Raw genomic sequence first — 18,854 nt, forward strand, 5'->3', positions numbered from 1 at the left:
GGACAATTCAAGAGATGTGGACTTGGGATTTTGAACAATTGGAGTGTACCCATGATTACATTCAGTGGTTGTTCCCTAGGTTTGTGAGAGGTGCAGCAGTCGAAGAATTAGCTCAGAACTTCAAAGATGACCCCGAAACTAAATCCATCCTCAAAGAACGCGCTACCCAGGATGATCATGAGTATGTGCGAGGTACAGCAGTCCAACAATTAGCTAAATATTTTAAATATCAGTCTGAGTTGTTTGACATCTACCACAACTGCGCTGTTAATGATTCCTTTGAGCGCAAGGAAGAGGATGAAACTAATCCTCGGCGCATTGCACTGGAGATAATTATCAAGCAATTTCCTCAGCATGACCAGATTTTACCTCTGTTGCGCGATCGCGCACAAAATGACCCAGATGAGCAAGTGCGGGAATTTGCTCAGAAGAAGTTGGCACAATTAGAGAAGTAGAAGAGTTGCAAAAATATGAGTAACACAGAAGTTCGTCAGCAAATCAACCAATATTTAGATGTATTATCTTCAGAACGCTTACAACTGGTTGCTGATTTTTTAGCATATCTAGCAGATAAGGAGAGTGAAGATGCTACCCAAGAATTGCTTGATATCCCTGGATTTATTGAATCCTTTGAAAGAGGTAAAAAAGATATTGCTGAAGGTCAGGTAAAAAACTGGAGAACAATTCGTAATTATGTTTCAGAAAGATGAAATATACAATCGTGATTCAATGGTCAGAAGAAGACCAATGTTATGTGGTTTTGCTACCTGAGTTTACGCATATAATGCAGCCTTGCACTCACGGAGAGACTTACGAACACGCTTTGAAAAATGCTCAAGAAGTTTTAGAGATGCTGATTGAATCATCTTTGACTGACGGTGAAACTCTACCAGAGCCTAAAACGCTAGGAAAGTCGTTAAAAGTAGCATTGTAAATCAGTAAAATTAAATAAAAAGAGCTAATCTCATGACTACATCTGTAAATACCACCAAAGTCTACGACGAAATTATAGATTTTATTGCTGCTGGAACCACCCCCCAAAGCGTTATCGATTTCAAACTCTCTGATGCAGCCAAAGACCGTTTAGAGGATCTCGTTTACCGCGCAAAAACTGAAGGTCTTACTGGAAGTGACGAGCGAGAGTTAGATCATTTCCTCACGCTAGAGCATATTATGAGGTTGGCAAAAGCAAAAGCTCACCAGTATATTAACCCTAAGTAAGTATTCAATGTGTCTCGTCTATATATTAATGCAGAACTGCGGCGTTTAGTTGCCGATCGCGCCGCCCATCTATGCGAGTATTGTTTATATCCAGAAGGAGACGGTTTAAGCTTTCAAGTTGACCATATAATCAGCGTCAAACACGGCGGCGCTACAACAGCAGATAATCTCTGTTATGCCTGTATCTTCTGTAACCTGCAAAAAGGGACGGATTTGGGGTCAATTAATTGGCAAACTGGCGAACTTGTGCGGTTTTTTAACCCACGCAGAGACTTTTGGGGCGAGCATTTTCGACTAGATGAGGCTGTAATTGTGCATCAAACAGATATCGGTGAAGTCACCGCACGTATCCTAGATTTTAACGCCGATGAAAGGCTTCTAGAGCGACAAGCTTTGATTGCATCTGGTCAGTATCCCTCAGCGTCGGCGCTAAAACAGATAAATAAATAGGTTATGATGTGCGATCGCATCCATCAATGGGAATTATATACTTAGCAACTATTGCTACCTCACCATTAAAACTCCCAAGGTAAATATATAATGGCTTATCAAAATATTGCAGCCACCCTTTCGCCACAAGATATCCAAGAAATTAAAGCCGCGCTACAGACAGTCCAAAGAAAGATGCCCTTTCTGATTACTCTCAGCACTGAAGAACGACGCAAGTTAGTAAAAATGGGCGATAAAAGCCTAGCTTTTGTAAACAATAGCGTCACTGCTGCTCAGTCGAACCGCGAAATCCTTCCAGCCAGTTTTGACGTTGAGGAACTGATTCGGGATTACCAATTAGCCAGTGCGCTTACCGAACTTTTAATCTCAGTACAGCAACTCGCCGAACAGGTAGATGATACTTTAATGGCAGTCGGTAGTGAAGCTATGACTAGCAGTTTGACTGTTTATGATTACGTGAAGACTGCATCAAAAAAGACTCCGGGCTTAAAAACTGTTGCTGAACAGTTGGGCGAACGGTTTAAAGCTATCAAAGGTAGACCAACTAAGGCTGCATCTGGTTCTTGAGTCTTTGATACTCATTAAAGAGGCTTTGAACTCCATTAATAAGGCTTTGAACTCCATTAAAGAGGCTTTGAACTCCATTAATGAGGCTTTGAACTCCATTAATGAGCCTCTGAACTCCATTAATGAGCCTCTGAACTCCATTAATGCACCTTTGAACTCCATTAATGAGCCTTTGAACTCCATTAATGCACCTCTGAACTCCATTAATGCACCTCTGAACTCCATTAATGAGCCTTTGAACTCCATTAACAAATCTTCAGATACCTCGTTCCCAGTCTATGGCTGGAAATGCCTATTTGCAGCTTCTACCTCCCGAATTCGCGGCAGAGTTGCAATGAAGTACATTTCTAGGTTCTACCTGAAACCAGATTTAAATCTGGAAACGAGATTTATAAAAATTTTGGCGATCGCTATTCCCACACATCTATATAATAAGAAAACAGTCGCGATGAGCGATAACTATATTTTGAAACGTATATGTGCATACAGACAGCAAATCCTAAAAGAAAATAAAGAAACCTGTTTTTCGCCTATCCAACTAATAAGATACTAATAGTAATAGGATATACAGAAAATAGATTTGTAGCCTTATTAAATTCATGCTTGAGTACATCTGAGTACAGCTTAATATATTGCAAAATATCTTGATAAAATCTTAGCAAAGACTTACGGGTAAAGTTTCTTGTAGCGCGAACATAAATTCTTAACCCCTGCCCCAAAAATACTAGTACCCCCATCATTAAATACTAGCGCCCCTAACCCCAGACAAATTTTAACGTTATGTTAAGTCGGGATTTCGGCGTTTGAGTACAACTTTAATCAATCCAATAAATCCAATCAGCATTGGGTTTGGTATCGAGTTGGATGTTACCTGATATAAGCATAAAAATAGCAGATGACTCAATTACCAGATAGACATTACCGATGCAACAGTCTTTAGACAGTATTAGCGATCTCCCAAGTACCAAAACGCAGGATTCTGCCCGTACATCCATGTTGAAAAATTTACTCTCTGGCGTTTTTTTTGAGCCATTATTGAGTGATTTTCGCATTATCTTTGAGCGCGATCCAGCAGCACGGAATTGGCTAGAGGTGGTGTTTTGCTACCCCGGATTGCACGCACTCTGTTTGCATCGTCTTGCTCACTGGTTACATGGTCGAGGAGTGAGTTTTATCCCCCGTTTAATTTCTCATTTGGGGCGATTTTTGACCGGAATTGAAATTCACCCAGGTGCAGAGATTGGCGAGGGCGTGTTTATCGACCACGGAATGGGTGTAGTCATTGGCGAAACTGCGATCGTCGGCGACTATACACTGATTTACCAGGGCGTAACCCTTGGCGGAACTGGTAAAGAAACTGGTAAGCGTCATCCCACAGTCGGCAAAAATGCAGTGATTGGGGCGGGTGCGAAAGTTTTAGGTAATCTGCAAATTGGCGATCGCGTCCGTATTGGCGCAGGTTCCGTTGTCTTGCAGAATGTCCCCAGCGATCGCACAGTTGTCGGAATTCCTGGCAGAATTATTTCTCGCAACGAAAGCGCCAGCCTTTCTCCTTTAGAACATGGAAAGCTACCCGATGTGGAAGCAACCGTGATTCGTTCTTTGCTCTCGCGCATCGAACAACTCGAAAAACAACTGCAAACTTTACAAGTCAAGAGTCATTAGTCATTGGTCATTAGTCATTAGCAAAGGACAAATGACAAAGGACAAAGGACAAAGGACAACTGACAAAGGACAAATGACAAATGACAAATCACGTTTTGCAGATTCCTTTGAGCGATCGCTGGCGAATCTATTACCGTTTGCAAGAGTTAAAAATTAATTGCTCTTGTCCCCCTGATGGTTCTTTACGAGTGCAAGTGAACAATTTGCTTGAAGTAATTCTAATTCGTAGTACAGTTATGCAACTTCTTGCTTCTCGTCACGAATTATTAGAATGGCTAGAGCGTTGCTGGCATTACAGTGATGAGTCATGATTATTTCAAAAAGACCTAATTTAGGCACGATTAATCTTGAATTCATGACGCAAGTACTGGACTTCATCCTTTTTGTTCATAGATGCACAAAGCTCAAATAGGTTTAGAGTTTGAAGCTACTGTCCGCTAGCAGAATTTGTTGCAGACTGAGATGGATTAGATGAGGTTTAGATTTTGTTGGGTCTACTTAATCTAAAATTCCCCTGACATATAGCAACAATTAAAAAGGTGAAATTCCCAAATATAAATTGGAATTCCTAATTTTTAACCTTTTCCCAAATTAAGAAATTGAAAGTTCAATTATGGCGACTCGGAACAGAGATATAAAACTCCTCAATTTTTTGCACAATGAACTTGAACTTTCAAATGCCGATATTGCTGTAGCTCTGCGACACCGTGAATTAGAAAATGGCCCGTTACCGATGCTCCTCTGGCAGTATGGTTTCGTTGACTTGGAGCAGCTAGGAAAAATTTTTGATTGGCTAGCAGACCAAAGTTAGCGAATTTGCACCTCTTAACGTTGAGTACCATTACCTGCCTAAATTACACCAAAATGCACTAGAAAAGATGAGGTTACGAAGATGATTACATCCTTAATTGCTGGATTCTGTGTATTACTTTGTTCGGGATTTGCTAATAGTTATATTAGTTCATTGCTACTCGAAGACATTTCAACTGACATCGGTGAAAACGATTAGTAATTTATACATTGTTTTAGTTCCCTGTCATACAGATGTGATGCTAATCATGGGGCAATAATTAAGGATCATGTATCCTACATTATGAATTGTGATATTTTTAGCATTTACCATCACGAGGGATTGTAGAGGGAAAGGATATTAAGAATACTTCCAAGAGAGGGATATTTGCAATGAATCAAATCATAATTAATGACACTACATTACGTGATGGCGAACAAGCAGCAGGTGTTGCCTTTACTCTACAAGAAAAAGTAGCGATCGCGAAGTTTCTCGATGCTATTGGTATACCGGAATTAGAAGTGGGTATACCGGCAATGGGCGACGAAGAAACCCGTGCGATCGTCGCAATTTCTAACTTGGGTTTACAAGCAAAACTCTTGGGCTGGAACCGCGCTGTCATCTCAGATATCAAGGCTTCCATCGCCTGTGGTTTAAATCGGGTGCATATTGCCATTCCCGTCTCTGGTATCCAAATTGCCACTAAATTTCATGGTCAGTGGCGAGTAAGTTTGCAAAAACTCAAAGACTCAATCCACTTCGCCCTCGACCAAGGTCTTTGGGTAGCAGTCGGCGGAGAAGATTCTTCCAGGGCTGATGAAAACTTCCTCTTAGATGTAGCACTTTATGCCCAAGAATGGGGTGCATCACGCTTCCGCTTCTGCGACACTGTAGGAGTTCTCGACCCCTTCACCACCTATACTAAAGTCCAAAGGCTGGTTTCAGCGTTGACGATTCCCCTAGAAATCCACACGCATAATGATTTTGGTCTGGCAACTGCCAACGCTCTTGCGGGTATCAAAGCCGGAGCTTCATCAGTGAATACCACAGTCAACGGATTGGGTGAACGGGCAGGAAATGCAGCTTTAGAAGAAGTTGTCATGGCGATTAAACGCATCTACGGCGTTAATTTGGGCATTGATACACCCAGTTTGCTGGAATTGTCTCAACTAGTCGCAGCCGCATCAGGTGCTAGCGTACCACCTTGGAAAGCGATCGTTGGCGAAAACACCTTTGCTCACGAATCTGGCATCCATGCTCACGGAGTACTACAAAACCCCATCACCTACGAACCATTTGCACCCGAAGAGGTGGGTTGGGAACGGCGTTTAGTAGTAGGTAAACATTCTGGACGGCATTTAGTTGCTAACTTGCTAGAACAGCATGGAATTTTCTTGAACCCCCAAGAAACCCAATCTGTTTTAGACGCAGTGCGCCATCAATCGGTACAGAAAAAACGCAGTTTGACGACAGAAGAATTGTTGAATTTGGTCAGAGAACAGAGGTACTCTCATGCAACGCGATGAATTAGAACTAAACTTACCACCTGCTTTTGAAATTGGTGAAAAAGTCAGAGTTCGTAAACTGCTAAAAAACGATGGTACATTTCCCGGTAAGGAAGTCGGCCAAGTTTTAGTCAATAAAGGAGATATCGGTTACATAGCAAGTATAGGCACATATTTGCAGACTTCCTATATATATGCTGTGCATTTCTTAGAAACAGGGTTTGTCGTCGGCTGCAAGAAAAAAGAACTAGAATCGGTTGAGGAGTCTCATGAAAGTAATGCTACGGATGAATGATGCCGGCACTTTAGTAGTTTACGTTGCTAAAAAAGACCTTGAAGAAGAAGTCGTCAAACAAACCGATGGAAATGATGGCAAGATTCTCACCCTAGCAAATGGTTGGGAATTAGAATTTCGTGAATTGCCAGACACAGCAAATTTACCTCAAACAGTAGAAGCTAAACGCCTAGCTTAAAAACAGTTAGGAGTTAAGAGTTATGAGTTGGAAGTTAAGAGTTATCAGTTAAGAGTTATCAATTATTAACTCTTAGCTCCTGATTTTTAACTCCTCGCTCCTAACTCCTCACTCCTAACTCTTCGCTTTAACTCCCCACTCCTAAATTTTTATCAATCATGGGTAACAAATATTTGACGTTATCAGAATTGAACCTTGAGGGACAGTTACTAGGTTTTGTTGGTGGTGAACCAGGAAAATATAAATACTTGCAATTGGCAGTTCCATCTGGAAATGTAGACATTAAACTGCCTAAAGAGTTGCGCTGTTTACTAAGTTCATCCTTAGTTCCAGGTCAGCAACTTCGGATTTGTGGTCATAGTAAGATAGACTCGCGCACAAGTAAAATTAAAATTAAAGCCTATAAGGTGACACCAATTGATGCGTGTCCAAAACAAGATTTACCACCTCAACCCAAAGCGAGGATTATGGTATGTCAAAAGGGCGGTTGCTTGAAACGTGGTGGTAAAGGGTTATTATCAGAATTAGAAAAAACTTTGTGCGATCGCGGTTTGTTAGACAAAGTTACCATTGAACATACAAGTTGCCAAAAATGCTGTGGCAGCGCTCCCAACTGTGTTTTACAGCTTGGTAAAAAGAAATACAAGAATATTCATCCTGACGCGATCGCAACTTTGCTAGAAAGTCACTTAACTTCAGAGTAATAAACTTTTCTAGCTATTCTTAAAATAATACATAAATTTATAGGGGTAAAATTTTTACCCCTATTTTTTGTTTGTATAGTATAGCACCCTTGTCAAACTGCGATCGGCTAAAAAGTCTTTTCCTTTCTACTACTTATACTGTTAGCATTGTTTTTCTTTGGTATGACCTTTTTTCCAGATTTGAGTGATAGAGATACATCCAAGATACAGTTTTGAACCATTTACCACGACCTTTTCTGCAAGGCTCTAACATTTCATACTGAAACTTATGTTCGCTAGAGGATAATATATCTACATCATCCACAAATTTTGCTTGATTACTTAAAGCATGGTTGTGGCTTTTTGAATCTTCGACTTCAGGTAGCAAATGTGCTACTCCAAATAGTTGTCCCAAAGGAGACGTTTTCAGGAAAGCTTGCCTTTGGGCGTGAGTCATAACAACTTTTGACCCGGCTTTTATTGTATTACTGGCCATATAACTTTGGCACTCCTCTTAAGCTTTCTTGTTGATTACAGAAGGATAAGGCTGCTTTTCGCAAGAATCTGAAAGCATATCCATCTTCTTCTGGAGCGATTGTGACAGACCCCAGATATTCCATCCCCACATTATTACTATAATAGGACAAAGCCGTATCTAGAGCAACCAGGACAACCAGTGGTTCATCTGTTTCTGTTTGACATAACTCCAATGCAACCTTGGTTGCATACCAAATTAACCATTTGCCGATTGGTTTTATAAAGCGTTCAGCCCCTTCTCCTCGACTTGTAGGGTGAGCTTCTATCTGTTCTATCTCTAAAAACTTTGGAGAACCGGGATAGGGATAAAGACCATATCGCACTAATCCCCAGACTTTACCCTCATAAACAAGTTTGACAATGTTTTGACAGTCAAAATCGGTATTTTGCCACAAATTAAACCAGTTAAAAGACCAATTAGTAGGCATATCATTGTTTGTAGCTGGAGAAAGCATAGCAATTTCCTCGACTGCCGATTTAATTCGGACTTTTACCTTATAGGAGCCAATGGTAGTCAATTAAGTTGTATAAACTTTTAGTAGCAAGGTTTCAGATTTATAGATTATAAAGAACTATCTAGTCAGATAGCAATTAGCAGTTCAAGATAATTTATAGATTGCAATAATAAAGAATAGAAAGAGCCTCTCCATCCCAATCAAATCAATACTTATATTGTGTGCTGAAAATCATTCGCTATATCAGCAACAGTTAGCCTATCACCCAAATGATTTTCTTTATACGCTGGGTAAAACTCAGAAATAGATATGGGATCACCCACAGTAATTTTGACTTTTTGTTTGCTTAATTATTGATGGATGCTGTAACAACATTTACCAAGACAGTTTAGAAAATTGCATGGTGATTTTTTGTATTTGATAACTCTCTAAGAGAAAAAATGCTCTTACTAAAAAGTAAGAGCATTTAAATTTATTAATTTAATCTTTAGTGGATAAATCTATACAGTTTGGGATATTTTTCGCTTAAGCTTGATCCAAAATTCCATCACTCCAGCGATCATTTCCATGAGAGAAAATAGTCTTTTATCTTGTCTATAATCACTGAAGAGAAATCAAGCCGTATTGCGAATAGTCCTTACCCAATTGTTATGCTAATTTCTTGCGTAGCTTGCTACCAGCCAAAGCCAGACCAACAATTCCTAAACCAGCGAGACTAGCAGGCTCAGGAGTTGATTGGACAATACCAGATTTCTTGAATTCAAATGCAATGGTTTGTGTGCCATTAAATTTGCTGGCATCATAACCAGTGGTTAGCAACTGCTGGGTTATATTACCCTGTGCTAAAAACGAGATTCCACTCAGATAATTTCCAGAGTTGATGACATTGAGATTAAATGTATTGTCCTTGCCGTTATTGGTAAAATAACTACTGGTCAAATCACCATAACCGACAATACCACCACCTTGTTTTACCTGACTTTCGTAAGAATTCCCTCCTCCTGCTAAACCACCATATGTAGCAACGCTGTAGCCTTCTTTGATATTAGTAACTGTTTTTGCCTGGACATTACTATAAACGCCTAGTTGTTGTACCCCTGAAGCATTCGCTGAAGCGAAATGAATCCCAAACAAATCCCCGCTGCTCATAGCATTGTCAAAGGTCTTACCCGCCATATTGAAGAACAAATCACCATATCCAATTTGACCGCCGGCAGCACCCTGTTCAGCCTCTCCTGTTAATTTCATATTGCCATTGATCGCCACAATGACGCTGGTAGCAGTTTCTTTGATAGCCATACCAGAGATATCGTAGGGGTTTACTTTTCCTGGCGCGGCACCAACCCAGTAATTCCCGTTCATCCCATCTTTGTTTGAATCAAATGCATACTGCCACCCGTTAGCAGTGGAATTTTGACCCACCAAAAGACCGGTAGTGTCGTTCAGACACTCCAAAGAGATGCTAAATGCTGTTCCCTTTAAGTCTGAGGCATAGGCTCCTTGACCAGCCACAAAGAAGATTCCAAAAGTAGCAATACCAACCTTCAGTAAATTGAATAAGTTTTGAGTTTTCATTATTTATAAATTGATTGATTTAGAGAATCACAATTTTTTGGACTCCTCTATTTGTAATTGGAATTACAAAAATATAAAAGCGTGATTTTTCGGAAAATATAATTTGGATAACTTAACGTTAATTTTATAAAACTCAAAGAAAGAATGACATATTTAGTTACAATTGCCTTTATTTAACCCAATTGTATTAAAGTGAAATGGCAGCAAAACCAAGTAGATGTAGTAGCCTACGATTATCTGCACCCATTTAATTAGATAATTTTAAAAAACTTTTGGGTTTGTGTAAGCTTAATAAACCATATCCCGCCAGCATCCCCGTACAGGGCATCTAAACCCGCAATCTACTTTAGAAAGTAATATCCGATTTGGATGAACACTTGGGCATTTTCATTGCACCTTGCTATTTAAGGGAGTCAGGAGGCAGGGGTCGAAATCAATAAGCCTCCTGACGACTGACACCTTTATTCTGGTTTCTAGCAAAAAATGCAACCTTTCTAATCAAATCAAACCTTCCAATGCGTGTTGCAAATCGTTGGTCACATCAGCAACAGCTTGTCTAGCACCCAACCGATTTTCCTTATATACCGGGTAACGCTCAGAGATGGATATAGGTTCACCCACAGTTATTTTTACTTTTTGCTTACCCAATTGCGGACGCTGTACAGTTTTATTGCCTTTGATTTTAGCAATCATCTGCCATAAAATTAAAGTCGTCTCAGCAAATCTTTCTGCTGTTGGATTTTCCCGAATATAATTACCAGAAACAGCCACAAAACTTTCTACTAAACGCATATGCCACATCCGTGCATTCGCTTCTTCTGCAATGCGATCGCCTAAAGCTTTTTCAACCGCAGATACTCCTTTGACATCCTTAAATTCTTCTCTAAATATATAATTCCAACCTGCTTGCTCGACTCGTCGGCAACGATCGCTCAAACTACCTTTTGACTGCAAATTAAAATACTGTTCTGAGATTAGCAGCGCTGCATTCAACAACGCTTGTAAACGAACTGCTAATGCTTCATTTCTATCTGGAATTTGCCCATTGACAATCTTGGGATCTGGCAGTTTTTGATGATAAAACCGGGTATAAAATTCTTCCATCAGCAAAAGTAAATGTTCTGCCAAAGCCAACAACCGGGGATAAAGCGACTCCACAGAAGCATTTTCTGCTGAATTCACAGGTAAACCACTAGCCGCTTCCAATTCACTTAAAAGATTTGCGATCGCATCCCAAGGAGCATCAACGTAACTATATTTAATCCCAACTGGTACAATTAAAACCTGTTCGGGGCGTTCAGCTTTGTGCAAATCTTCAGCACACCAAAAGCCTAATTGGGCAATACCAGGTTCTAGGGGGCTAATATTCTCCGATAAACCATTGGTAGCACCTTCTGGTGCAGCCGCCATTGGAAATTTGCCATTGGCGAACAAGTCACGCGCCGAACGTAACCCCGTCCAGTCAGCCTTACCTCGCTGAATCGGAGTCCCACCTAAATGAGAAGCAATCCAGCCAACGTGGGAACCTGCCCATAGAGGAATACCGCGATCGTAGATAAAATGAGCGTGAATGGGATGTTGTAGTGTTGTACCTTGCGATCGCGCTGTCTTTGGTACCAGTTGAGATAGCAAGTAACCCAAACAAAACGGATCGTCTGTTTTGGGATGGCGAAATGCCAGCATAAAACGGATTTTACCCTCCTGAAACTGGCGATAGAGATCCACTATAACCTCTACGTTATCTGCTTGAATTTGGCTAATAGGTGTTTGCCAGTTTATCCAACTGGGTAGTAATAGATGGACAACTCGTAGCAATAAAGGGTTAAAAGCGGGAGGAATAAATTCTAAGGGTGCCTGTGCTTGATAAATTACATCTGCCAAAGTAGTTTCTCCTAAAGATTCCCTGATTCTAATCGCCTGATGGTTATTTCTTTTAAGATATCCTAACGGCTGTAATATGCCCTGAGTAATGAAATCAAGGTAAAATCTGCCTCTTGCGCTGTACTTGGCACATTATTCAGGTTAGAAAACTAGGATACCTTCTTAGTCTACGCAAATTATTTTAATGAAGCGTACTTACGCAGACTTATAAAGTATTTTCTGCTGCAATGAAAAGTGTTGGCAGATAGTAGAGATTTAGCAGCGCTTACAAAGCTTAATAACAAGAAAGACTCAAGCTAAATCCTGGCAATACATCTTCACCCGATAATTGTGTGGGTAGATTTCGCACTTCTACATCTTGTTTTTGGCGATAAATTTCCACTTGCTGCTGTTGGGGGTTAATTAACCATGCTAACTGCACCCCTGCATCCATATACTCTTGCATTTTGGAACGCAATATTTCCAAATCATCTGTTGCTGACCTTAATTCAATGACAAAATCGGGTGCAATGGGGGGAAATTTGCGTCTTTGTTCAGGTGTAAGTGCTTGCCAACGTTCCCCTTGAATCCAAGCGGCATCTGGAGAACGGTCAGCACCATTGGGTAATTTGAATATAGTAGAAGAACTGAAAGTGTAACCAAGGCCAGTTTGCCGATTCCAGATTCCCAAATCAATAATTAAATCTGCTTCTCGATTGCCGCTTTCACCTCCAACGGGGGACATGATGATTAATTCTCCCTTGGCAGTGCGTTCAAATTTCAATTCGCGGTTATTTTGACATAAGTGATAAAATTGTTCGTCACTCAAGTGAACGGTGTCTAGTTTTAATGTCAAAGGACTCATAACCTAGACCTAGATTAAATAGTTGCAAAGATTATATCATGCGATATCTTAATGGCTGTAAGATGCCGATGCCTGCGGCGGGCAAAGCCATCGCACACCACGCAAGTTCAAAAACTAAGATGCTTTTCTGACGCGCGATTTCTAATCGCCAGTTGGTTTATAAACAAATTAGAGATTCTGGAAAGGGATTAAACGATGCGACTTTCACAAATGTTATTTGTTACACTGCGGGACGATCCGGCTGATGCTGAGATTCCCAGTCATAAATTATTACTCCGTGCAGGCTACATCCGTCGCATCGGTAGCGGTATCTATGCTTATTTACCTCTGATGTGGCGGGTACTGCAAAAAGTTTCCCAAATTGTCCGGGAAGAAATGAACGCTACAGGCGCACAAGAATGTCTCCTACCACAATTACAACCTGCTGATTTATGGAAGGAATCGGGACGCTGGGACACTTACACCAAAGCTGAGGGGATCATGTTTTCCCTAATTGACCGCCGCGAGCAACAATTAGGATTAGGCCCAACTCATGAAGAAGTAATTACAGCGATCGCTCGTGATATGATTCGCTCTTATCGCCAGCTACCACTAAATCTCTACCAAATTCAAACCAAATTCCGCGATGAAATTCGTCCCCGCTTTGGTTTAATGCGCGGACGGGAGTTTATCATGAAGGACGCTTATTCCTTCCATACGGATGAAGCCAGCCTCAAAGAAACTTACCAGGATATGTATCAAGCCTACAGTAATATTCTGCGGCGTTCTGGTTTAGCTTTTCGGGCAGTGGAAGCTGATTCTGGTGCAATTGGTGGTTCTGGTTCTACAGAATTTATGATTTTGGCGGAAGCTGGCGAAGACGAAGTTCTTTACACTGAGGATGGTAAATATGCCGCTAACGTAGAAAAGGCTGTTTCTTTACCAATTGACGCGGAAACCTCACGGTTTACAACCTATGAGAAACGCGATACACCTGGAACAGAAACGATTGAAAAGGTGTGTCAACTCCTCAACTGTTCTCCGACTCAATTGGTGAAAAATGTCCTTTATCAGACAGTTTATGATAATGGTATAACAGTGTTAGTTTTGGTGAGCATCCGAGGCGATCAGGAAGTTAATGAGGTCAAATTGCAAAATGAACTGACTAAATTAGCTTCTGAATATGGCGCTAAAACTATTATTAGTTTGAATGTACTAAATATAGAAGCCCAGCAAGCATGGACAACTAAATCTCTGCCTTTAGGCTACATTGCGCCAGATATTGCAGATGAGTATATTACTGCTAATAAACAGATCCATTCCAAGTTTTTACGCTTGGTGGATCGAACAGCCGTTGATTTAAAAAACTTTGTTACAGGCGCGAATGAAGCAGGTTATCACGTAGTTGGTGCTAATTGGGGTGAGCAATTTAAGTTACCAGAACGAGTAGTAGATATTCGTAAGTCAAGACCAGGCGATCGCGCCACCCACAATCCAGAACAAATCCTACAAAGCGCCCGTGGAGTTGAAGCAGGTCATATCTTCCAATTAGGTACGAAATACTCTCAAGCGATGGGTGCAACTTATACCAACGAACAGGGTGAAGAGAAGCCGCTAGTTATGGGTTGTTTTGGTGTAGGCGTGTCACGATTAGCCCAAGCTGCCGTCGAGCAATCTTACGATAAAGATGGGATTATTTGGCCAGTTGCGATCGCACCTTATCACGCGATCGTCACAATCCCCAACATTAAAGATGCTCAACAAATCGAAATCGCTCAAAAACTTTACACAGAACTCAATCAAACGGGAATTGAAACTTTACTAGATGACCGCGACGAACGGGCGGGAGTCAAATTTAAAGATGCTGACTTGATAGGCATACCTTATAGAATTGTAACCGGACGAGCGATCGCTAATGGCAAAGTTGAAGTTGTAGAAAGAGCCACCCGTAAATCTCAAGAAATTGCCATTGATGAAGTGACAACCACGCTCAAACAGTGGATTACACAAGCAATAGAGTGAAGTAGAGAGTAGACAATTTTCCATTCAACCTAACTTTTCACTTGATCTGGAAAGACCTACGAAAAACCTAATCCCCTTCCCACGAGTGTAAAACGGAAAATTCAAAGTCTCTCTCCTCGAAGGAGAGAGATTTAGAGAGAGGTTTTTCAGAACCGATAAAAAGTCAGATTCCCCAGAGACGCTATTAATTGCGTCTCTCCAAAATTTACATAATTTGGTAGGTGACGGATTAGAAATAAAAATTCTAAAATTGAATTAGGGGCTTACAGAATTAAGAAGCATTTAAGTCTCCTCTAGATTGTGGGAAACTCTCTACTTATAAGTATCGTCTTTAACCAGGCTGCTCCTCACATAACTACCATATCAGCCCTCAGTTAGGAAGGTTTTGAACATGAAAGACCAACAAGGATCTAATCGTATTTCTTCAGGCGTAATTGCAGCTGTATCAGCAGCGGTTGTAGCGGTGGGTGGCGGTGTAGCTTGGTTTACCACACAATCCAACAATCCTCCCACACCGTCAAACCCTTCTAGCCGCATTGAACAGCCAGCACAGCCATCAACTAGGCAGCCAGCTAATGAGCAAACCCCCAACGTTTATTGGCTAAGACCAAAAGACAAAAATGTTGCTTTGGTTCCCCAGCCTGTTAAAGTAGCTTCTGTACTACCCAACCAGGCTTTAGAAGCAGCTTTTCAAAGTTTGTTAGCAGGTCCAACAGAAGGAACAGATTCGACAACCATCCCCAAAGGAACTAAACTGTTGGGGCTGAAAGCGGAAAAAGATGAAGTTCACGTTAATTTATCTGAAGATTTTACTAGCGGTGGTGGTAGCACTTCAATGATGGGCCGCGTTGGACAAGTTGTTTACACTGCAACAACTTTAAATCCCAAAGCCAAAGTTTACATTGACGTGAACGGCAAACCGTTAGATGTTTTAGGCGGCGAGGGTCTAGAGTTACAACAACCACTCACTCGCGAACAGTTTCAAAAAGATTATCCGCTTTAGTCATTAGTCATTAGTCATTAGTCATTAGTCATTGGTCGTTGGTAATTAGTTTTTCACAAATGACAAAGGACAAATGACGAAGGACAAAGGACAAAGGACAACTGACCTAACGTTTGCTATTTAATACGCGAAAATTACGGGCTTGCTGCTCCAACCTTGTGGCGAGGCGATCGCAAACCCGATTACACAACTCAAAAATCATTTGATCTTCCACCCGGTAATAGGCGCAAGTTCCTTCACTGCGGCGGCTAAGGATACCTGCTTGCCACATTACCTTCAGGTGCTTTGACACATTTGCCTGAGAAGTCTGTGTTGCCTCTACCAACTCTTGCACGCATTTTTCTTCATCCCGTAATAAGTGTAGCAGCCGTAGGCGCATTGGCTCACTTAATAGGCTGAAGTATTCAGCTACTTGTTGCACCACTTCTGGTGGTAAAGGCAACGTTTGTTTCATCAGGGTTGACCCGCAAGGACTGAAAGTTTTAACAATGACTCACATCATATATACATTAATACTTAATCAGGGTTAATTCGCATCAAAGGTTGACCATATTCTACAGCGTCGCCATTTTGAAGGAGAATTTCCATTACCTGTCCAGAGACTTCGGCTTCGATTTCATTCATCAGCTTCATGGCTTCAATGATACAGACTGTTTGACCCTTGCGGACGCGATCGCCCACTTCCACAAATGCCGCTTCCCCAGGCGCAGGAGCGCGATAAAACGTTCCTACCATTGGGGAAGGCACTTCTACTAATCTCTGGTCAATGGTTGAGGGAGAATTTACAGATAACTGCATTTGTGTGCTAGTTCCAGTATTCTCAAATACACGAGATGTGGACACCTCCGTTACCTGACTTCCGCTCATCTGGTTTCCCCCAGATGAACCTGATGTCAAGCCTGAACCTACCACACCGCCTAAAGTCCCTTGACCTACCGACAACATCTGATTGCTAATGCTCACAGCCTTACGGACTGTTAGCTCAAAATCATCGCTTTTGAGCGTGACTTCTGCAATATCTGTTTGTGCGATAGTTGCCAGAAGTTGGCGGATTTCATTAAAGTCCAATGGCACAGTTTTTATTACCTCGACCTATCCGTAAATGAGCATCTTAAGTGTGGCAGGGAATTAATCCCTATGTAGGGATTTAAATCGAGACTTGCATCTTTAGTAGAGATGAAAGTTATTCCCTGCTGATATATTTATCTTCCTGAGTATCAACCTTGATGCGTTCTCCTTGAGAAATAAACAAAGGAACCATCACAACTGCACCAGTTTCTAAAGTTGCTGGTTTTGAGCCACCTGTGGCAGTGTCACCTTTTAAACCCGGATCTGTTTGGACAATTTCCAGAACAACAGACTTAGGTAACTCTACTCCCAGAACCTGTTCGCCCCACTTAATAACTTCAGCTTCCATACCTTCCTTCAGGTACTTGACGCGATCGCCAATTTGTTCGCGGGTCAATCTGCCTTCTTCGTAGGTTTCCATATCCATAAAGACAAACTCATCGCCTTCTTTATAGGTATGTTGCATCGTACTTTTTTCTAGAGTAGCTTGCGGCACTGTTTCCCCTGCGCGGAACGTTTTTTCCATCACGCTCCCACTCTGGACATTTTTTAGCTTAGTTCGTACAAAGGCAGAACCTTTACCTGGCTTGACGTGTAAGAATTCAAGCACTCGCCATACAGACCCATCCAATACAATTGAAACACCGGGTCGAAAGTCGTTACTGGAGATCATGAAACTTTCAAATTTTGGAAGACAATCGGCATTTATTGTACCCTTCTAGGGTCGTCATTGGGCATTTGTCATTAGTCATTAATCATTTGTCATTAGTCATTAGTCATTTATCCTCCGCCCTTAACGTGGGAAGATTATTGATGGGTTACGTCCCAATACCGTTTGGTTAAGGAATATTCTTGGTTGAGGCAGGCAGGGGGGCAGAGGGAGAACAGAAGCAAGGGGAGAGAAGAATTACTAAAAACCCTCTTTCCTCAAGAGCCTCCCCTGCTTCCCCTGCCTCCCCTGCTTATCCGAACCGTATTGGGTTACGTCCAGTCAACATATTCAATGCTGCATTTGAGTTATCCCATGCTTAACTTATTAAAATCCTGGCTGAAGAACAGCCTAATGGCAATACTGCTGGTAACAATATTTTTAGGCATAACTACAGCTGGGTGGACTCCCTCCAGTAGCGCCGCACTGCCAGCCGGCAATGCAATTACCGACGGAAAGGCTTTGTTGCGGTATGCACTCCCGATAGATAACAAACCTGTGCAGCAACTACAAGGCAGCTTAGAGGACATCTCTGCCCAACTGCGGGCGAATCGGCGTTGGGGTGCTATTTCCAAAGACATCAGCCAAGCATCCCGCATTCTCGATAAACCTTCCCAAATCTTAACAAGCGTTCCTGAAGAACGCCAACCCCAAGCCGAAGCTTGGATTACCGAGTTGAAATCTGGGGTGGGTAAATTGCAAGAATTGGCGAACAGCAAAGATAAAGAACAAATACTGGAAGAGAGAGGTAAACTACTAAATCTCGTTACTCAGCTAGAAGAGTCAATGGTGAAACAATTCCCCTTTGAAGTGCCTGCCCAGTACAGTAATCTGCCGCAACTTAAAGGTCGTGCCACTGTAGAAATTAAAACTAACAAAGGCGATTTGGCCCTTGTTGTAGACGGTTACAGCGCTCCTGTGACTGCTGGGAATTTTGTAGATTTGGTACAGAGGGGTTTTTATAATGGCTTAGAATTTACCCGTTCTGAAGAGTCTTACTTTCTGCAAACTGGAGATCCTGCTGGGAAAGATGTGGGTTTTATTGACCCAAAAACGGGCAAATATCGCGCTATTCCTTTAGAAATCTTAGTTAAAGGCGATAAAGCACCTACTTATGGCATTACTTTAGAAGAAGCTGGACGTTACGTTGATATGCCAGTTTTACCTTTTTCTGCCTTTGGTGCAGTAGTGATGGCTCGTCCCGAAAGTGAAGTAAATGGTGGTTCATCACAATTTTTCTTCTTTTTGTTTGAACCAGAACTCACCCCCGCCGGACGCAACCTATTGGATGGTCGCTATGCCGTTTTTGGCTATCTCACCGAAGGTAAAGAAGTTTTGGATAAATTGAAAGCTGGTGACAAAATTGAATCAGCAACCGTGGTTCAAGGAATAGAAAATCTGGTTCAGCCGCAAGCTGCATAAGAAGA

At 41.6% G+C, this 18,854-nt stretch carries 24 protein-coding genes; 16 read left to right on the forward strand and 8 right to left on the reverse strand.

What is annotated here, in order from left to right; all coding sequences use genetic code 11:
• The 13 genes from RMZ95_RS20575 to RMZ95_RS20635 form a co-directional block, all read left to right on the forward strand.
• A partial coding sequence (locus RMZ95_RS20575; RefSeq protein WP_409883303.1) for an opioid growth factor receptor-related protein occupies positions 1–455 on the forward strand: 455 nt, incomplete at its 5' end.
• Between the two features lie 15 nt (positions 456–470).
• Positions 471–710, forward strand: coding sequence for a hypothetical protein (locus RMZ95_RS20580; RefSeq protein WP_322673834.1), 240 nt, complete (start codon positions 471–473; stop codon positions 708–710).
• Positions 707–934, forward strand: coding sequence for a type II toxin-antitoxin system HicB family antitoxin (locus RMZ95_RS20585; protein WP_322683273.1), 228 nt, complete (start codon positions 707–709; stop codon positions 932–934). Before RMZ95_RS20580 ends, RMZ95_RS20585 begins: the two co-directional genes overlap by 4 nt.
• Before the next feature lie 32 nt (positions 935–966).
• On the forward strand, positions 967–1,221 hold the full coding sequence (locus RMZ95_RS20590; protein WP_322683274.1) for a hypothetical protein: 255 nt from the start codon (positions 967–969) through the stop codon (positions 1,219–1,221).
• Positions 1,222–1,230: 9 nt separating this feature from the next.
• Positions 1,231–1,671 carry an HNH endonuclease signature motif containing protein gene (locus RMZ95_RS20595; protein ID WP_322683275.1) on the forward strand — a complete coding sequence of 147 codons (441 nt, stop codon included), beginning with the start codon at positions 1,231–1,233 and terminating at the stop codon, positions 1,669–1,671.
• A gap of 90 nt (positions 1,672–1,761) precedes the next feature.
• Positions 1,762–2,238 (forward strand): hypothetical protein, encoded by a 477-nt coding sequence (locus RMZ95_RS20600; protein ID WP_322683276.1) that lies wholly within the window; start codon positions 1,762–1,764, stop codon positions 2,236–2,238.
• A 924-nt stretch (positions 2,239–3,162) separates the two neighbouring features.
• The gene (gene cysE, locus RMZ95_RS20605; RefSeq protein ID WP_322683277.1) at positions 3,163–3,903 is read left to right on the forward strand and encodes a serine O-acetyltransferase; all 741 of its coding nucleotides are present in this window, start codon (positions 3,163–3,165) and stop codon (positions 3,901–3,903) included.
• An 80-nt stretch (positions 3,904–3,983) separates the two neighbouring features.
• Positions 3,984–4,214 (forward strand): Asr1405/Asl0597 family protein, encoded by a 231-nt coding sequence (locus RMZ95_RS20610; protein ID WP_322673844.1) that lies wholly within the window; start codon positions 3,984–3,986, stop codon positions 4,212–4,214.
• Between the two features lie 302 nt (positions 4,215–4,516).
• Complete coding sequence (locus tag RMZ95_RS20615; RefSeq protein WP_094349915.1) at positions 4,517–4,714, forward strand: DUF2949 domain-containing protein; 198 nt, start codon at positions 4,517–4,519, stop codon at positions 4,712–4,714.
• A 371-nt stretch (positions 4,715–5,085) separates the two neighbouring features.
• The gene (gene nifV / locus RMZ95_RS20620) at positions 5,086–6,219 is read left to right on the forward strand and encodes a homocitrate synthase (RefSeq protein WP_322683278.1); all 1,134 of its coding nucleotides are present in this window, start codon (positions 5,086–5,088) and stop codon (positions 6,217–6,219) included.
• Positions 6,206–6,493, forward strand: coding sequence for a nitrogen fixation protein NifZ (locus tag RMZ95_RS20625; protein ID WP_069070441.1), 288 nt, complete (start codon positions 6,206–6,208; stop codon positions 6,491–6,493). The genes nifV and RMZ95_RS20625 overlap by 14 nt, the downstream gene beginning before the upstream one ends.
• Positions 6,468–6,671, forward strand: a complete 204-nt coding sequence (gene nifT / locus RMZ95_RS20630; protein WP_069070440.1) for a putative nitrogen fixation protein NifT — start codon at positions 6,468–6,470, stop codon at positions 6,669–6,671. Before RMZ95_RS20625 ends, nifT begins: the two co-directional genes overlap by 26 nt.
• A 158-nt stretch (positions 6,672–6,829) precedes the next feature.
• Complete coding sequence (locus tag RMZ95_RS20635) at positions 6,830–7,375, forward strand: (2Fe-2S) ferredoxin domain-containing protein (RefSeq protein ID WP_322683279.1); 546 nt, start codon at positions 6,830–6,832, stop codon at positions 7,373–7,375.
• 133 nt (positions 7,376–7,508) lie between these two features.
• On the opposite strand, the gene RMZ95_RS20640 is transcribed toward RMZ95_RS20635, so the two are convergent.
• The 5 genes from RMZ95_RS20640 to RMZ95_RS20660 form a co-directional block, all read right to left on the reverse strand.
• Entirely contained in the window at positions 7,509–7,811 is a 303-nt protein-coding gene (locus tag RMZ95_RS20640; RefSeq protein WP_322683280.1) for a protochlorophyllide oxidoreductase, read from the reverse strand.
• 28 nt (positions 7,812–7,839) lie between these two features.
• Complete coding sequence (locus RMZ95_RS20645; RefSeq protein WP_322683281.1) at positions 7,840–8,346, reverse strand: hypothetical protein; 507 nt, start codon at positions 8,344–8,346, stop codon at positions 7,840–7,842.
• Positions 8,347–8,994: 648 nt separating this feature from the next.
• On the reverse strand, positions 8,995–9,921 hold the full coding sequence (locus RMZ95_RS20650; protein ID WP_322683282.1) for an XDD3 family exosortase-dependent surface protein: 927 nt from the start codon (positions 9,919–9,921) through the stop codon (positions 8,995–8,997).
• Positions 9,922–10,419: 498 nt separating this feature from the next.
• Positions 10,420–11,802, reverse strand: a complete 1,383-nt coding sequence (locus RMZ95_RS20655; RefSeq protein ID WP_322683283.1) for a 1-acyl-sn-glycerol-3-phosphate acyltransferase — start codon at positions 11,800–11,802, stop codon at positions 10,420–10,422.
• Between the two features lie 274 nt (positions 11,803–12,076).
• A complete protein-coding gene (locus RMZ95_RS20660) occupies positions 12,077–12,646 on the reverse strand; it encodes a Uma2 family endonuclease (RefSeq protein WP_322683284.1) in 570 nt (189 codons plus the stop codon).
• 195 nt (positions 12,647–12,841) lie between these two features.
• Here RMZ95_RS20660 and RMZ95_RS20665 point away from each other — a divergent pair, with 195 nt between their 5' ends.
• Together RMZ95_RS20665 and RMZ95_RS20670 are read left to right on the forward strand one after the other, a co-directional pair.
• The gene (locus tag RMZ95_RS20665; RefSeq protein ID WP_322683285.1) at positions 12,842–14,647 is read left to right on the forward strand and encodes a proline--tRNA ligase; all 1,806 of its coding nucleotides are present in this window, start codon (positions 12,842–12,844) and stop codon (positions 14,645–14,647) included.
• Positions 14,648–15,038: 391 nt separating this feature from the next.
• On the forward strand, positions 15,039–15,650 hold the full coding sequence (locus RMZ95_RS20670; protein ID WP_322673853.1) for a GerMN domain-containing protein: 612 nt from the start codon (positions 15,039–15,041) through the stop codon (positions 15,648–15,650).
• A 106-nt stretch (positions 15,651–15,756) separates the two neighbouring features.
• On the opposite strand, the gene RMZ95_RS20675 is transcribed toward RMZ95_RS20670, so the two are convergent.
• The 3 genes from RMZ95_RS20675 to efp all read right to left on the reverse strand — a co-directional run bounded on the left by RMZ95_RS20675 (position 15,757) and on the right by efp (position 17,391).
• The gene (locus RMZ95_RS20675) at positions 15,757–16,104 is read right to left on the reverse strand and encodes an ArsR/SmtB family transcription factor (protein WP_094349905.1); all 348 of its coding nucleotides are present in this window, start codon (positions 16,102–16,104) and stop codon (positions 15,757–15,759) included.
• A gap of 62 nt (positions 16,105–16,166) precedes the next feature.
• Positions 16,167–16,724 (reverse strand): acetyl-CoA carboxylase biotin carboxyl carrier protein, encoded by a 558-nt coding sequence (accB, locus tag RMZ95_RS20680; RefSeq protein ID WP_322673854.1) that lies wholly within the window; start codon positions 16,722–16,724, stop codon positions 16,167–16,169.
• 109 nt (positions 16,725–16,833) lie between these two features.
• The gene (gene efp, locus RMZ95_RS20685; protein WP_194042039.1) at positions 16,834–17,391 is read right to left on the reverse strand and encodes an elongation factor P; all 558 of its coding nucleotides are present in this window, start codon (positions 17,389–17,391) and stop codon (positions 16,834–16,836) included.
• A gap of 351 nt (positions 17,392–17,742) precedes the next feature.
• Between efp and RMZ95_RS20690 the strand changes: the two genes are divergently transcribed.
• Positions 17,743–18,849 (forward strand): peptidylprolyl isomerase, encoded by a 1,107-nt coding sequence (locus tag RMZ95_RS20690; RefSeq protein ID WP_322683286.1) that lies wholly within the window; start codon positions 17,743–17,745, stop codon positions 18,847–18,849.
• Positions 18,850–18,854 lie beyond the last annotated feature (5 nt).

Source organism: Nostoc sp. DedQUE07 (assembly GCF_034530975.2).
GTDB lineage: Bacteria > Cyanobacteriota > Cyanobacteriia > Cyanobacteriales > Nostocaceae > Nostoc.

Bases quoted from the DNA above. Each gene is read 5' to 3' on its own strand.
- RMZ95_RS20610 (WP_322673844.1), top strand. From the start codon at position 3,984: ATGACAAATCACGTTTTGCAGATTCCTTTGAGCGATCGCTGGCGAATC.
- RMZ95_RS20635 (WP_322683279.1), top strand. From the start codon at position 6,830: ATGGGTAACAAATATTTGACGTTATCAGAATTGAACCTTGAGGGACAG.
- RMZ95_RS20625 (WP_069070441.1), top strand. From the start codon at position 6,206: ATGCAACGCGATGAATTAGAACTAAACTTACCACCTGCTTTTGAAATT.
- nifT (WP_069070440.1), top strand. From the start codon at position 6,468: ATGAAAGTAATGCTACGGATGAATGATGCCGGCACTTTAGTAGTTTAC.
- RMZ95_RS20640 (WP_322683280.1), bottom strand. From the start codon at position 7,811: ATGACTCACGCCCAAAGGCAAGCTTTCCTGAAAACGTCTCCTTTGGGA.
- nifV (WP_322683278.1), top strand. From the start codon at position 5,086: ATGAATCAAATCATAATTAATGACACTACATTACGTGATGGCGAACAA.
- RMZ95_RS20600 (WP_322683276.1), top strand. From the start codon at position 1,762: ATGGCTTATCAAAATATTGCAGCCACCCTTTCGCCACAAGATATCCAA.
- RMZ95_RS20670 (WP_322673853.1), top strand. From the start codon at position 15,039: ATGAAAGACCAACAAGGATCTAATCGTATTTCTTCAGGCGTAATTGCA.
- RMZ95_RS20665 (WP_322683285.1), top strand. From the start codon at position 12,842: ATGCGACTTTCACAAATGTTATTTGTTACACTGCGGGACGATCCGGCT.
- RMZ95_RS20660 (WP_322683284.1), bottom strand. From the start codon at position 12,646: ATGAGTCCTTTGACATTAAAACTAGACACCGTTCACTTGAGTGACGAA.
- RMZ95_RS20585 (WP_322683273.1), top strand. From the start codon at position 707: ATGAAATATACAATCGTGATTCAATGGTCAGAAGAAGACCAATGTTAT.
- RMZ95_RS20650 (WP_322683282.1), bottom strand. From the start codon at position 9,921: ATGAAAACTCAAAACTTATTCAATTTACTGAAGGTTGGTATTGCTACT.
- RMZ95_RS20690 (WP_322683286.1), top strand. From the start codon at position 17,743: ATGCTTAACTTATTAAAATCCTGGCTGAAGAACAGCCTAATGGCAATA.
- cysE (WP_322683277.1), top strand. From the start codon at position 3,163: ATGCAACAGTCTTTAGACAGTATTAGCGATCTCCCAAGTACCAAAACG.
- RMZ95_RS20645 (WP_322683281.1), bottom strand. From the start codon at position 8,346: ATGCTTTCTCCAGCTACAAACAATGATATGCCTACTAATTGGTCTTTT.
- efp (WP_194042039.1), bottom strand. From the start codon at position 17,391: ATGATCTCCAGTAACGACTTTCGACCCGGTGTTTCAATTGTATTGGAT.
- RMZ95_RS20580 (WP_322673834.1), top strand. From the start codon at position 471: ATGAGTAACACAGAAGTTCGTCAGCAAATCAACCAATATTTAGATGTA.
- RMZ95_RS20615 (WP_094349915.1), top strand. From the start codon at position 4,517: ATGGCGACTCGGAACAGAGATATAAAACTCCTCAATTTTTTGCACAAT.
- RMZ95_RS20590 (WP_322683274.1), top strand. From the start codon at position 967: ATGACTACATCTGTAAATACCACCAAAGTCTACGACGAAATTATAGAT.
- RMZ95_RS20675 (WP_094349905.1), bottom strand. From the start codon at position 16,104: ATGAAACAAACGTTGCCTTTACCACCAGAAGTGGTGCAACAAGTAGCT.